Source organism: Streptomyces sp. WAC 01529, assembly GCF_003945545.1.
Lineage (GTDB): Bacteria > Actinomycetota > Actinomycetes > Streptomycetales > Streptomycetaceae > Streptomyces > Streptomyces anatolicus.
Genome location: NZ_CP029617.1, coordinates 6,568,857 through 6,582,577 on the forward strand (window position 1 = coordinate 6,568,857; position 13,721 = coordinate 6,582,577).

Annotated in this window: 10 protein-coding genes; 4 read left to right on the plus strand and 6 right to left on the minus strand. The window is 74.3% G+C overall.

The window, feature by feature from the left end; genetic code table 11:
* Positions 1-18: 18 nt before the first annotated feature.
* The 3 genes from DMA15_RS29270 to DMA15_RS29280 all read right to left on the minus strand — a co-directional run bounded on the left by DMA15_RS29270 (position 19) and on the right by DMA15_RS29280 (position 3,765).
* A complete protein-coding gene (locus DMA15_RS29270; RefSeq protein WP_125515724.1) occupies positions 19-1,293 on the minus strand; it encodes a DUF1266 domain-containing protein in 1,275 nt (424 codons plus the stop codon).
* A gap of 122 nt (positions 1,294-1,415) precedes the next feature.
* Positions 1,416-2,693, minus strand: a complete 1,278-nt coding sequence (locus DMA15_RS29275; protein ID WP_125515725.1) for a cytochrome P450 — start codon at positions 2,691-2,693, stop codon at positions 1,416-1,418.
* A 211-nt stretch (positions 2,694-2,904) separates the two neighbouring features.
* Positions 2,905-3,765 (minus strand): alpha/beta hydrolase, encoded by an 861-nt coding sequence (locus tag DMA15_RS29280; protein ID WP_125518068.1) that lies wholly within the window; start codon positions 3,763-3,765, stop codon positions 2,905-2,907.
* Between the two features lie 227 nt (positions 3,766-3,992).
* Between DMA15_RS29280 and DMA15_RS36815 the strand changes: the two genes are divergently transcribed.
* From DMA15_RS36815 to DMA15_RS29300, 4 genes are all read left to right on the plus strand, one after another.
* Positions 3,993-6,518 (plus strand): GTPase-associated protein 1-related protein, encoded by a 2,526-nt coding sequence (locus DMA15_RS36815; protein ID WP_164551847.1) that lies wholly within the window; start codon positions 3,993-3,995, stop codon positions 6,516-6,518.
* Positions 6,519-6,625: 107 nt separating this feature from the next.
* Positions 6,626-7,285 (plus strand): tellurium resistance protein, encoded by a 660-nt coding sequence (locus DMA15_RS29290; protein WP_125518069.1) that lies wholly within the window; start codon positions 6,626-6,628, stop codon positions 7,283-7,285.
* Between the two features lie 83 nt (positions 7,286-7,368).
* The gene (locus DMA15_RS29295; protein ID WP_164551848.1) at positions 7,369-8,226 is read left to right on the plus strand and encodes a protein phosphatase 2C domain-containing protein; all 858 of its coding nucleotides are present in this window, start codon (positions 7,369-7,371) and stop codon (positions 8,224-8,226) included.
* A gap of 59 nt (positions 8,227-8,285) precedes the next feature.
* A complete protein-coding gene (locus tag DMA15_RS29300) occupies positions 8,286-9,635 on the plus strand; it encodes a protein kinase (RefSeq protein WP_206302867.1) in 1,350 nt (449 codons plus the stop codon).
* 12 nt (positions 9,636-9,647) lie between these two features.
* Here the strand turns inward: DMA15_RS29300 and DMA15_RS29305 are convergent, their stop codons facing one another.
* Genes DMA15_RS29305 through DMA15_RS29315 form a run of 3 tightly spaced genes read right to left on the minus strand, consistent with a single transcriptional unit; the run spans position 9,648 to position 13,717 of the window.
* Positions 9,648-11,768, minus strand: coding sequence for a hypothetical protein (locus DMA15_RS29305; RefSeq protein WP_125515727.1), 2,121 nt, complete (start codon positions 11,766-11,768; stop codon positions 9,648-9,650).
* A 3-nt stretch (positions 11,769-11,771) separates the two neighbouring features.
* Positions 11,772-12,263: a hypothetical protein gene (locus DMA15_RS29310; RefSeq protein WP_125515728.1), complete on the minus strand. Its 492-nt coding sequence runs from the start codon at positions 12,261-12,263 to the stop codon at positions 11,772-11,774.
* Entirely contained in the window at positions 12,260-13,717 is a 1,458-nt protein-coding gene (locus DMA15_RS29315) for a hypothetical protein (RefSeq protein WP_125515729.1), read from the minus strand. Before DMA15_RS29315 ends, DMA15_RS29310 begins: the two co-directional genes overlap by 4 nt.
* Positions 13,718-13,721: the final 4 nt, after the last annotated feature.

The following is a 13,721-nucleotide window of genomic DNA, read 5'->3' on the forward strand; positions in this document are numbered from 1 at the left end:
GGGGAGGGGGCGGGTGGCTCAGCTCGGCTGGAACGGGACCGTCAGCCAGGGGCTGTCCGGATCCGACGTCAGCGCGCGGTGCGCGTGCAGCACGTCCGTGTACCAGGAACCGAACGACTCCTCGTCGAAGTGGAGGCACCGGCCCAGGATGTAACCCGCCGAGAACTCCTCCCACGAGCCGTACACCGACCGCGCGGCGTGCGACGTACGCTCGATCGCCGCGCGCAGCTCCGCCTCGGTCGCGTACCGGGCGCCGCGTCCCCAGCGGGCCATCTTGGAGGCGCGGCCGATGTCCCAGGCCGCGACCGTGCGGACGAAGCCGTCGGGCGGCAGCAGCTCATCGGCGCGGAAACGGGCCTCGTAGCGCAGGATCTTCCCGACCAGATCGCGCATGGCGGCGACGAAGTCGTCCAGTTCGGGATCGTCGCCCGGCCGGTGCGGGGTGTCGGGGCCGCCCGTCTCCACGACGCGGTTGCGCAGCGTCACCTCGACGCACTCCCGCCACCGCTCCGGGTCGAGCCGCGGCCCGACCTCGGCAAGCACCGCGAGACGGGCACCCAGGACGAAGTCCCAGTACCAGGGGCTGACTTCGCGGGTGAGAAGCCGCTCCTGGGTGGCCAGCCACTGCTCGCGGCCGCGCACGCCCCAGGACTCGGCCAGGCGCTCCACCTCGTTGTGGTGGCCCGCGCCGTGCCAGTCGAGCGTGTTCCACGGGTCGCCGTTGGCGAAGCACAGGTGCGCGCCGCAGGCGAGGCCGTGCAGCAGCGGGCCCGGCTCGGGCGCCCCCGTGCGGCGGGTCTCGATGCGGTCGCCGAGGCCGCCGTCGCGGTGGTGGCGCTCGTGCAGGTCGGCCCAGACCTGCCGCTCCTCGTCGGTGGTGAGGTAGTACTGCTCGCACGGGGTCGCCGCGTTGACCACCAGGATGTCCACGTCGTCGGGGCAGCCCTCGGCGAGCGCGCCGAGCGTCACGAACTCGTACACGACGGCGGGGTGCGGGCGCGGCAGCAGCCCCGCGGTGTAGACCTGCGCCGCCTTGCGGCCGTCCGGCAGGTCGACGGTGAGCAGCGGGCTCGCGTCCGCGCCGGGGTCCTTCTCGTGCAGCGCCACCGGCCGGTACAGGCCCGCGACGGCGACGGCCCGCAGATAGGTGTACGCGTCGTCGGCCTCGCGGAGTTCGTACAGGTGCTCTTCGAGGTCGGCGGGGGCCTGCCACCGGCTGCCGTCCTCCGGAGCGGGGACGAACGGGAAGATCTCGTCGTGGAACTCGTCCTCGGCGTCGGCTGCCGCGTGCATGGTCGTTCTCCGCTTTCGGGGGCCGGTCTGTTCCGCGTGCGTACGTGCGTACGTGCGTACGTGCGCAGGTGCCGTACGTGCCGTACGTGCTGCACGTGCCGCACGCGAATGGATCTTGCACCCTACGCGGAGACCTCGAACCGCAGCGACTTCAAGCCGTTTATGAAGTGCGACACCAGCCGGTGGGGAGGCGCCGCGAGCCGCAGCCGGGGCAGGGCGCGGGCCACCTCTTCGTAGAAGACGCGCAGTTGGAGGCGGGCGAAGTGCGCGCCCAGGCAGACGTGCGGGCCCTCGCCGAACGCCACATGGGGGTTGGGCGAGCGGGACAGGTCCAGGCGGTGCGGGTCGGTGAAGACGCGCTCGTCGTGGTGGGCGGAGGCGTGGAAGACGACGACCTTGTCCCCGGCCGCGATCGGCGTCCCCGCCAGTTCGGTGTCACGGGCCGCGGTGCGCCGGAAACTGAGCACCGGCGGGTGCCTGCGCAGCAGTTCGTCCACGGCGGTGGCGGCCCCGACCGCCCCGCCGCGCAGCCGCTCGTACTCGCCGGGGCTCTCGGCGAGCGCGAGCAGCCCGCCCGGCGCGGCGCTCCGCACGGTGTCGTTGCCCGCGACCGTGAGCAGGAAGAAGAACATCTCCAGCTCAGGGGCGTCGAGTTCGGCGTCGGTGGCGAGGGTCGTCAGGATGTCGTCGGCGGGGTGGCCGCGCTTGTACGCGGCCAGCGTCCGCGCGTAGTCGAACATGTCGCCCAGCATCGCGGGCGAGCGCGGGTCGAGGGGCGCGCCGTCGGGGCCGTGCGCGGTCGGTGCCGCCTCGTCGGGGTCCTGGTAGCCGATGACGCGCCGCGTCCAGTGGAGCAGGAGGCCGCGGTCGTCCGGCGGGACGCCGAGGAGGTCGGCGAGGTTGAGCAGGGCGTAGTCGTCGGTGACGGTGGTGACGACATCGAACGTGCCGTCGCCCGCGCGGGCCCGCGTCAGGGCTTCGGCGAGGAGAGTACGCGCCCGCTCCCGCGCGCGCTCCTCGAACCGCTCCACCCGCTTCGGGGTGAACGCCCGGCTCACCAGCCTGCGCAGGCGGCCGTGGGCGGGCGGGTCCTGATTGAGCATCATGCGCCGGATGAACGGCAGGTCGGCCGGGGCGGGGTCGCGGATCTGCGTGGCGCCCAGGTGGGAGGAGAAGGTGGCGGGGTCCTTGAGGACGCGGACGACGTCGGCGTGCCGGGTGACGGCCCAGAACCCCGGCCCGGCCGGCCAGCCCAGCACCTCGGGCTCCTCCTGCCAGGCGACGGGGTGGTGATCGCGCAGGACGCGGTAGCGGTGGTGGGGCGGCCCGTTGGCGTACACCCGAGGATCGAAGACGTCGGGGACGACGGGGGCCTCCGCGCCGGGGCGCGGTGCCTTCATGTGGCGGAGCCTCGGTGTGCTGTGTCCTCGGGGTGTGTGTATGTGCCGCCCTTGTCCGTGTGGTCTGTGTCCGTTGGGGCTGGTGGCTGTGGGGGACTGCTGGTTGTGGTCTGTTCTCGCGCAGTTCCTCGCGCCCCTGGCGGGGTGCTTTCGGCCCCTGTGCTTCTTGCCGCCGCCTTGTCTGTGCCGCTCATGTGTCGGTCGTGGGCCGTCATCGTGCCGTTCCCCGCGCCCCTGGCGGGGTGTTTTCGTGCTCTGTGCTTGTTGCCGTCCTGGCCGTGCCGTCGCCGCGGCCCAGGGGCCCGTCGTCCGCGCGCAGGAAGTCCTCCACCGTGCGGATCAGTTCTAGGGGCGTCTCGTCCATCGCGTAGTGGCCCGCGCCCGGCAGCTCCGCCAGTTCGCCCTGGGGGTACGCCCTCAGCCACGTGCCCCGCATCAGGTCCGCCGACAGCGCCGGGTCCAGCGCGCCCGTGATGGCCAGCGCCGGCACGGGTGAGCCCGTGACCTCGGTGTGGAAGTCCTCGCCCGCCCAGGAGTCCAGCCAGGCCCGGAACGCCTTGGGGTCGCTGACCGTGAGGGAGCGGGTCACCATGCGGTCCAGCCAGGCGCCGGGGCGTACGCCGCCCGTGGTGAAGTCGATGATCGCGCGCCGGGCCGCCGGGGAGTGCGCGGCGGAGGCGAACAACTCCCCCTGCTCGGGCGAGAGCCGTAGCCCTGAGGCGGGGACGGGCGACACCCCGACCAGGCGGCGCACCCGGCGCGGGGCCATGGCCAGGACCCGCTGGGCGACGCTGCCGCCCATCGAGTGGCCGACCAGCGAGAACCGCTCCCAGCCGAGCCGGTCGGCGAGGTCAAGGACGTCGGCCGCGCCCTCACCCGTCGTGTACGAGCCGACCGCGTCCTTCGCCTCGCCGTAGCCCCGCAGGTCAACCACCGCGTACTGGAACGCGCCCGCGTCGAGATCGGCGAGCACGGGATCGTACGCCGAGCGGTCGGCGAACCAGCCATGGACCGCGATCACCTTGTGCGGGCCTTCGCCGAGCAGGGTGCGGGGGAGCTGGAAGGAGGCCACATCGACTCCGATCGCCGGCACGGTCCGGGCGACACCGGTCGGCGCCGGCCCGCGACCACGGTGACCCCAACCTCCGCGCCGCGCAAGGGCGCCCGGTGGCGGCGGAGGGGAGCGGGGCCGCGCTGGCGGGGCTGCGGGGCGTCACCGGTACGGGTGGTGCGCGGGAAGGCCGGGGTGAACTTGCCGGACGGCCTGCGGGGCGGTGCCGTGGGTGGTCAGAATGTGGCATGGCCATCCGTCGCCTCAGCTACCGGCTCGACCAGGAGCCGAACACCGGAGCCGTCCGGCTGATCCCCGCCGAGATGGAGGGGCAGGGAAGGGGGGAGGGGCAGGGACGTGGGGAGCCCGGAGAGTTCGGGCCCGCCGTCGAACGCGTCATCGGAGCGGGCTCCGAGCTGAGCTACAGCCTGCTCCCGGACGGCGGCCGCCTCCTGTGCGCGGCGCTGCCCGGCCAGCGCGTGGAGGCGCTGCACCTGAGCGCGGACACACCGGGGCCCGGGCCTGTCTGGCCGATCGACACCTGGCGTTCGGCCGCCTGGGAGCCGGGCGCGGGCGAGGCGCTCGGCGCCGGGTTCGTCGAGTCCGAACTGCCCGTGCCCGAGGAACTGCCCGCCCCCGAGGCGCACTTCGACCACGAGCGCCTGGTGGAGTTCGCCCGGGAGCGCGCGGACCGTGTCGCGCCCTTCCTCGCCGACGTGCGCCGCCTCTTCGGTGACCCCGCCGGCCGGCAGATCGTCCTCGTCGAGGAGGACTCCGAGACCGTGGCCCGCTGGATCGCGCTCGCCTGCGCCTCGCTGCCCGAGGCCTACGTCCCGCTGCTGACGTTCACCACCTGGACCGCCGCCCCGCACGACGCCCCGCAGCAGATCATCGGAATCGGCCCGGATACGGCCGAGGCGGCCTTGGACCGGACCGACCCCGCCACGGTCACGTACCTGTACCGCGTGCACGACGGCACCGGTGGCCCCCAGAGCCCACCCCCCGACTACGACCCCTGGGCCCAGCTCACCGCCGAACGCTGGATCTCCGGGAACCCGCCGCGCCCCGCCCCCGGAGCTGTCCCGCCCCCCGACGACGCCTTCGCGCTGCTCCCGCTCATCCCCGACAAGAGCGGAGGCGGGACCGGAGGCGGCGGAGCCGAGGTCAGTGGCGGAAGCGGCGACGCGGGTTCCGCGGGGATCCCCGCGGGCGCCGACCTCGCCGGGCTCAGCGGCGACTCGCTCCGCGCGGTCTTCGACGCCCTCGCCGAGGCCGTGACGCGCGGTGAGAGCGACTCCCGCGCCCTCGCCGACCTCGACCGGCTCTGCAGGGGACTCGAAGGCGACCAAGCCGTCGCCGCCCGCCCGCTGGCCCTCGCCCTCGTCAAGCACCACCTCGACGCGCCCCGCACCCGCGGCACCCTGCCCGACCTCGCCGCCCTCGAAGGGCTGCCCCTCGGCCAGGAGGCCTGGCGGCAGCTGCGCGAGGAGTACGGCGACCGCGCGGATGACGCCCTGCGCCGTAGCCTCCGCGGCCCCCTGCCCGCCCTGACGCAGCCGCTGCGGCTCGCCCTCGCCGTGGGCGCCGACGGCGGACCCGGGCTCGCCGAGGCCATGAACCGGCTCGCGGCAGCACTGCTGCGCCCCGACCGCGGCGACTGCGCCCACGCGGTGCGGGTCCTCGAAGAGGTCGACCACCCTCCGCTCACCCGCCGGGTGCTGCGCCTGCTCATCAAGGACTTCACCGAGCGCAAACTCGACCGCCTGCGTGAGCTGGCGGACTCCCCGCAGGGCGACTGGCTGCGACGGCACATCGACGAGGCGCCGCTCACCGTCCGCCTCGCCGCGGCCGCCGCGCACTGGCACGGCCCCCCGGACCGCCTGCGCGGCGCCGAACTGTTCAAGCGGCTCACCGAACTGCTCCCCAAGCAGAGGGTCGAGGACAGGACGACGCTGGGCCTGCTGTGGCACATCGTGTGGCGCACCAGCCCGCCGGACCGAGCCGAGCAGCCCTGGATCGTGCGCACCTGCACGCCCCGCCTGATCGTCGAGGCGGATCTCGGCCGCCGCGTCATCGGCTGGCTGCGGGAGCCGGACCACTGCGACGCGGAGCTGGTGGAGTTCGCCCGGGCGATGAGCGGCGACACCAAACTCGGAGCGGGCGACCGCCACACCGCCACCCTGCTCGTGACCGCCCAGGACCTCGCCGACGGCCGGACGCCGCTCACCCGCCCCGCCGTCGACCGCCTCGGCGAGCTGTTCCGCAAGGCCCCGCAGCCGGGCCTGGTCCTGCGCCAGGGAATCGAGGAGCGGGTGGGCCACGCCCTCGCCCGGGCGAACCCTCTCGACGTGTGCGACTCCCGGGGCGGCCGGATCCTCTTCGCCGCCGGACGGGAACTGCTGCGGCCCTACCGCGCGTACTTACTCGATGACCGCACCCGCGACCGTCTGCTGCGCGAACTGCCCGCGCAACCCGCCGAGACGGCCGCGTACTTCTACCTCTGGCGGCCCCGGCGGCGGCACGGCGTCAGCGAGGAGTGGAACAAGGTCGCCGAGGAACTGCTCGACCAGGTCCTCGCGCCCGTCCTCGCGTACATGGACGACGACCAGCTCGGCCGGGTGGCCACCGTCCTCGAGAGGAAGAACCAGGACGTGCAGGAATGGACGGCCTGGCGCCACCGGATCAGGCAGCGGACAGAGCCCCGGCCCGAGACCTGGACCGAGCCCCGGCCCGAGACCTCGACAGAGCCCCGGCCCGAGCCCAAGGGCGAATGACCCGCGCCCCCGACCCCGCCCCCCGCACCCTTCGCGCTCCACAGGAAAGGACCAGCGTGAGCGACACCAGCGAGACCGTCGTCGTCGACAACTTCCCCGGCGGAAGCATGGCAAGCCGCCCCGTGCACTTCATCTGGATGCTCGACTGCTCGGGCTCCATGGGCGTGAACGGCAAGATCGGCGAGCTGAACTTCGCCATCCGCGAGGCCATCCCCGAGATGCAGCAGGCCGCCCAGTCCAACCCCGCCGCCTCCCTGCTCGTGCGGGCCATCACCTTCGCCAGCGGGGCGAGCTGGCACGTCAGCGACCCCACGCCGGTCGACCAGTTCTCCTGGGAGGACGTGCACATCTACGGCGGTACGGACATGGGCGCCGCCTTCAAGCTGGCGGCCGGCGCGCTCCAGACGCCGCCGATGCCGCAGCGCGCCCTGCCCCCGGTGCTCGCCCTCGCCTCCGACGGGCAGCCCACCGACGACTGGCGCGCCGGACTGCGCGCCATCGACGCCACCCCGTGGGGCAAGCGGGCCGTGCGCGTCGCGGTCGCCATTGGTGACGACGCCGACAAGAGCATGCTCAAGGAGTTCCTCGGCAACCCCGAACTGGAGCCGCTCCAGGCGAAGAACCCCCGCCAGCTCGCCGCGGCCATCCGCTGGATGTCCACCGCGGTCGTCAAGGACGCCTCCACGCCGAAGGTCGACGACGGCTCGAAGCCCGCGACGCCGATCGACGTCCCGTCGATGACCAAGGGCGAAGACGACATCTGGTGACCGGACCGCAGACGGCGGCCGGACCGGATCCGGCATTCGGCCCCACAGAAAGCCCCACGGAAGGCCCCATAGGAGACCCCGCGGTGGCCGCACCCTGGGCGCTGCTCAGCGGTGCGGTCAAGGGCGTGGCCAAGAAGTACAGCCAGGACCGCGGCGTCGCCCTGCCCGTCGCCGGGGGCCGCGCGGTCGTCCTCGCGGTCGCCGACGGGCACGGCAGCGCCGCCCACTTCCGCAGCGACCTCGGGGCGCGCTGGGCGATCGAGGAGTTCACGGCGTGCGCGAGGACTTTCGCGTACGAGGTGATACGCGTCGGCGATGACGCCTCGGGCTGGACCGGGCTGCGCGAGGAGGCGCGCCGCCTGCCGCAGCAGGTCGGCCACCGCTGGCACGAATGGGCCGTTCTGCACGACCGCAACTCGCCCGCACACGGCGCCCGTTCGCGCCGGCTGGGTCGCGCGGAGACGGAGCGCGACCGCAAGGAGCCCCCGGACCTCGCCGCCTACGGCAGCACGCTCCTGGGCGCGGTGCTCACCGAACGCATGGTGTTCTGCTGGCAGTTGGGCGACGGCGACATCGTGTTCGTCGACGACGAGGGCGTCCCGCACACCCCGCTCTCCACCGGACCCGACATGGGCGACGAGACCGACTCGCTCTGCGCGCCCGAACCCTGGCGCAAGACGCGCGCGCACTGGCAGCCGTTCACGGGCGGCGCCCCGCCGTGCGTGCTGCTCTCCACCGACGGGCTCTCCAAGAGCTTCGCCGACCACCAGGGGTTCCTGGACTTCGCCACGGGCGTCAGCGGCCGCGCCGCCGAGCAGGGCGTCGCGGCGGTCCAGAGCCAGCTGCCGGACTGGCTGGCGCGGGCCGCGCAGTTCTCCGGCGACGACACGACCCTCGTGGGCGCCGTCGCGGTACCCGCACGGCGCGGCGACGAATCGTAAGGGCAGAAAGACCGTAAGGCCAGAGAGATCGTAAGGGCAGAAGGGCAGAGAGGAACAGAATGGTGAACGGCATGCTCGCCGCCGGAAAGACCCTGGTGGCCGAGTCGGGGGAGAAGCTGAAGGTCGCCGAGTTGTTCGGCTCCGGGGGCCAGGGCGAGGTCTACCGCGTCATGACGCCCACCGGCGACCGCGCGGTGAAGTGGTACTACCCCCAACTGGCCGACGCCCGCCAGCGGGAGATCCTCGAAGGGCTCATCGCCAAGGGCTGGGACGACGACCGCTTCCTGTGGCCGCGCTCCATCGTGATGGACCCCGAGGGCAAGCAGCCCGGCTTCGGCTATCTGATGGACGTACGGCCCGCCCGCTTCTGCGATCTGCCCGCCCTCTTCCGCCGCGACCCCTCGGTCTCCGCCGCGACGATGCGCACGCTGGTGACCGTGGCGCTGCACACCGTCGAGGCGTACCGCGCGCTGCACTCCCGGGGCATCGCCTACCGCGACATCAACTGGGGCAACATCTTCTTCGACCCGCGCACCGGTGACGTCCTGGTCTGCGACAACGACAACGCGGTCGTGGAGGGCGCCGAGGCGGGCGTCGCGGGCACCATGGACTTCATGGCGCCCGAGCTGGTCCGCGGCGACAAGGGCACCCAGCCCGGCACCCAGAGCGACCTGCACTCGCTCGCCGTGCTCCTCTTCTACCTCCTGATGAACGACCACCCGCTCAACGGCGCCCTGGAGCTGAACATCCGCTGCCTCGACATGGCGGCCAAACGCAGGCTCTACGGCACGGATCCCGTCTTCGTGTACGACCCCAAGGACACCCGCAACCGCCCGGTGCCCAGCGAGCAGCCGACCGTCGTGGCCAGCTGGAACGCGCTGCCGCAGATCCTGCGCGACCTGTTCGTGCGCACCTTCACGGACGGCCTGCACAACCCCTCCCTGCGGGTGCGCGAGTCGCAGTGGCGCGAGGCGCTCAGCCAGGTCCTGGACGCCATCACGCAGTGCGGCGCGTGCGGCAAGCAGAACCTCACCCAGCCGGACGGCGCCCCGCCCAACTGCTGGAAGTGCCGCACGACCCTCACCCTGCCGCCGCGCCTGGAACTGGTCACCGGTACCGGCGCCCTGCGCACCCGCCGCGGCATCCGGCTCGCCCCCAGCGCCCGCGTCTACGCCCACCATCTGCGCGAGGACCCCGACCGCCACGACTTCACCGCGGTGGTCGGCGAGGTCACCGAACACCCTCAGCAGCGCGGGCGGTTCGGCCTCACCAACCGTACGAAGTCGGTGTGGACGGCCCGCAAGGACGACGGCACGGTCCGGGACGTGGACCCGGGCAGGACGATCGCCCTGCGCACCGGGCTGCTCATCGAGTTCGGGGGCGGCACGGAGGCCGTGGTCAAGGAGTGACGCGCAGCCGCCTCACGGCCGGGGACGCCGCCAGCGCCGCCACCACCCCCGCCACCAGGGCGGCGCCGGCGGCAGCGGCGGCGGGGGTGCCGCGGGGAGTGTCGCCTGGGCCGGGGGCGTGGCGATCGCGACCGCGTCGGGGCGGGGCAGCGGCACCGCGGTGACCACGCACTCCTCGGCGGAGACGGCGATCTCCACCCGCCCGGCCGCCAGCGCGCTGCGCGGCACGCACCGCTCCCCGCCCCGCAGCCCGTCGCTCCATGTCACGCGGACAAGGACCGCCGGTTCCGGCCAGTCGAAGTGCAACTCGGCGCGGTCGGCCGCCAGCCGACGTACCGTCAGATCGCGGACCGGCGCCGGGTGTTCGATGAGCATGCTCGGGCCGGACACGGCCCGCCCGCCGAGCACGCTCACCGCCGTCACGCGCACGCACTGCTCGGGGCGCGGTGTCAGCTCGGCACACGATTCGGCGCCGACCGAGGTCGCCGGGAGGTGTTCCACCGCGCCCACCAGGTGCGACACGTCCGTGCCCGGCGAGACGGGGCCCGCCGTCCAGGGCAGGAGCAGCCCGTCGCCGACCGCCGGCGGCCGCCAGGCGATGGTCACGCGCTCGCCGTCCGCGTGCCGCCGCACGGTGAGTTCCTCCACCGGGGAGGGCCACTGCTCGGCGCGTTCGGTGAGGGTGACGCCACGGGACCACACGAGGTCGCCGTCCGGATCGCGGTAGCCGCAGCGCACTTCGTAGGTGTACGTCCCCGGGGCCAGGGGCGCGTCGAGCAACCGGTCGTGAGCGCAGGGCACCCGCACCAGCGACGCGCCACCCCAGCCCTCGGCGGCGTCACCGAAGCCCGAGCGGGTCACCCGCACCTCGACCGCCGCCGGGTCGGGCCGCCAGCGCAGCCGCACCCCGCCCGGCACGACGGTGGCGCGCAGCTCCGTCACCACGGGCGTGAGCAGCACGGGACCCGTGACGCGCGGCACCCCGGCGATGCGGTCGCGGCGCAGCGGCACGACGGCGTACCGCAGCGGACGGCCCACCGGGGCGTCGGTGTCGACACTGCCCGGGCCCGCCGCACCCACACCCCCCGCGCTCGCGCCCGACTCACCCGCGGCCGTCTCGACCGCCAGGTGGGGCGCGCCGTCGGGAAAGCGCAGCACGCGGTACGTCACACCGTCGGCGCGGCGCTGCGGCGCGCACCAGGACAGGCGTACGGTCCGGTCGTCGGTCACCGCCTCGACCTCGGCCTCCGCCGGGGCGAAGGGGTCGTCGGCGAGGAGCGTGGCCACGCGCAGCAGCTCGGTCTGGGCGTCCGGGTCGTCCCGCGCGAGGCGCAGCGCGCCGAGCCGGGCGGTGGCGGCGGCGCGCAGCGCGCCCGCGGCCTCGGAGCGCGCGGCCTCGGCGGTGAGCCGGTCCACCTCGGCGGCCCGCGCGCGGACCGAGTCGACGAGCGCGGCCAGCCGGTGGTCGGCCGGCCCGTCCGGATAGCCGGAGCCGCGCGGCAGCCGCGCCACGACCCGCTCCGCCTCGCGCAGCCGCACGCCCGGCCATACGTCGTTGAGGGTCTCGGCGGCGTGCCGGGCGGGGCCCGCCGCGGGGAACCCGGCGCTCACCGCGGCGGCGAGCTGCCCCGCCTCGCTGCGGTGCACGCCGAGCGCCACCGCGTCGGCCGCCGCCGGGCTCTCGCCGCCGTCCACGAGGAGGCAGCACACCTCCCACAGGACGAGGCGGCGCAGACCCATCGCGTCGTCGAGCAGGACCGTCTCGAGCACGTCCACCAAGGCGGCGGCCTGGTGGCCGCGCGGGCCCCCGGAGGCCTGCCAACGGGCCCGCGCCTGCTGGACGTAGGGCCGGTCGACGCGGTGCCAGATGCCGCCTCGGCCGGGGAACCAGAGGCCGTCGAGCACACGGAAGCCCTCGTCCTTGTCGGCTCTCGGGAGCGTGCCGAAGAGGGCGTCCGTCGCGGGCGCGGCCACCGGCGCCCGCAGTGCGTCCGCCGCATGCCGGAAGCCCGCCTTCCGCATGGCCGCGCGCAGATCGACGTACCCCCGCATGCCGGGGCAGCGGGGCAGGGCGGGCAGCGGCGGGCGGCTGCCGCTCGCCTTCGGGGGCTCACCGGGGCGCAGGACCGCCATGGCTCAGCCGCCCGGCGCGGTGTAGAAGTACACGCGGACGACGGCGGTCTCCGGGCGCTTGCCGAGGTTGTGGAAGTCGTCCGTCGCCGTCTTCTTGGTGAACATGTCCGGACGCCCCTTGCCGAGCATGCCGTTGACGCGATGGGCGTAGGTCGTGCCGTTCGGACCGCCGCCGAAGGTCAGTACGAGCGCGGCCGTGCGGCCCGACCACTTCCGGGTGCCCTTCGAGATCTGCGAGACGAGGGCGTCCTTGTCCCGGCCCGAGACCTTGAACTCCTCCGGGTCGCGGTCCACGGCCCGGGGTCCGGTCGGGGTGGGGGAGGGCTTGCCGCCCTTCGACGGTGAGGGCTTGGGGCGGTCGTTGGCCTGCGGGTCGGGGCGGTCGGCCATCGACACCAGCGCGAGCACGAGCAGCAGGTCGGCGAAGAGCCACCCCGCGAGGAAGACCACGCTGAACCGCCCGCCTCGCCCGCGCCCCGGCCGTCGTCGGCTCACGCGGAGCCTCCGTCCCGCGGGGCGGGCGGGGGCAGCCGGGTCGTCACAGGGTCGTCGAGGGGCTGGTCAACGGAGCGGGGACCGGGAGCGGGGCCCACCGGAGGCCCCGCGGGCAGGGACTGCGCGGGCACGGCGGAACCGCTCTCGGCGGCATGTCCGTTGGCGGCGCCACCGTCGGCCGCCCCGGCTCGCCCGGCACGCGGTTGGCCCGCGCCCGGGTGCGCGCCGCCGTTCGTGGCGAAGGGGCCGCCGCCCGGACCGTACCCGCTTCCCGGCCCGCCCGGGGCGTACGCGCCGCCTCGCGCCGACAGAGAGGGCAGGGCGGCCGCCAGCGTGTCCATGCGGGCGTCGAGGCGGGCCGCCGCGTCCTGCCAGTGGGCCGCCGCCGCGTCCCACCGCTCCGTGGCCTCGCGCATGCCGTCCACCGCGTCGCCCGTGCGGCCGGTGCTCGACACCAGGGCCCGCGAGGCCAGTTCGGTCGCCTTCGCCACCGACTCGGACTTCGTGACGAGCGTCTGCTGCGCGGTGACCAGCGCCTTCAGGGAGGCCTCGACCGTGTCGCCCGCCGCCTTGACGTGGTCGGCGATCCCGCGGGCCGCGAGCGCGTTGGCCTGGCCCGCCTTCGCCGTCGCCGCGGTGCCGTCGCGCAGGGTGGTGTTGATGCGGTCGGCGGCGGCGCCGAGCTTCGGCACCTCCGTGGTGAGGGAGAGCGCCGCGTTCTTCAGGGCGTCCGTCGCTTGGCCCACGGACGCCGTGGCCCCGCTGAGCGCCTTGTGGCTCCGCTCCGCCTTCGCCGACACGTCACGCATCTCCTTGGCGGCCTCCCTCAGCTCCGCGATGAACTGCAGCGGCGACGCGCTGCGGTACGGCGCGAGCAGCATCTGCGTACGGGTGAGCACCGACGCCAGCTCGGCGAGGAGCCGCTCCCGTTCCGCCTCCCGCGCCTCGTCCTCGCGCTCGGAGCGCACCCGCACGCGCGCGTGCCACACCGAGAGCGCCACGAGCAGGGCGATGAGGAGCACGGCCATCAGCGCCACGTTCTCGAACCGGCCGAGCGCCGACAGATGTCCGCCGAAGCCCGTCTGCCACAACTGGAGGAAGGGACGCGTCGCCTGGTCGGAGTCCTCCTTCGCCAGCTCGCCGTACGCCCGCACGGCCTCCCGCAGGCCGAACCAGGTGATCAGGAGCGGAATGAAGACGAGCACCCCGAGGACCGCCTCAAGGAGCCGGTCGCGGCGCCAGGAAGCCTGTTCGGGGGGTGTACGTACGCTCTCCGGTCGTACGTACGTCTGCACGAGGTCGACCTCCGCCCAGCTGTCGAGCCGGGTCATCGAGCCCATGTCCCGGTGCAGGGCGGTCAGTTCGGCACCGCGCGGCTCCAGTGCGGGCAGGGCGGCGAGCCGTCTCAACTCCTTGATGATCAAGGCTTTGTCGAGCAGTTGTGCGGGCGTCAAGCGG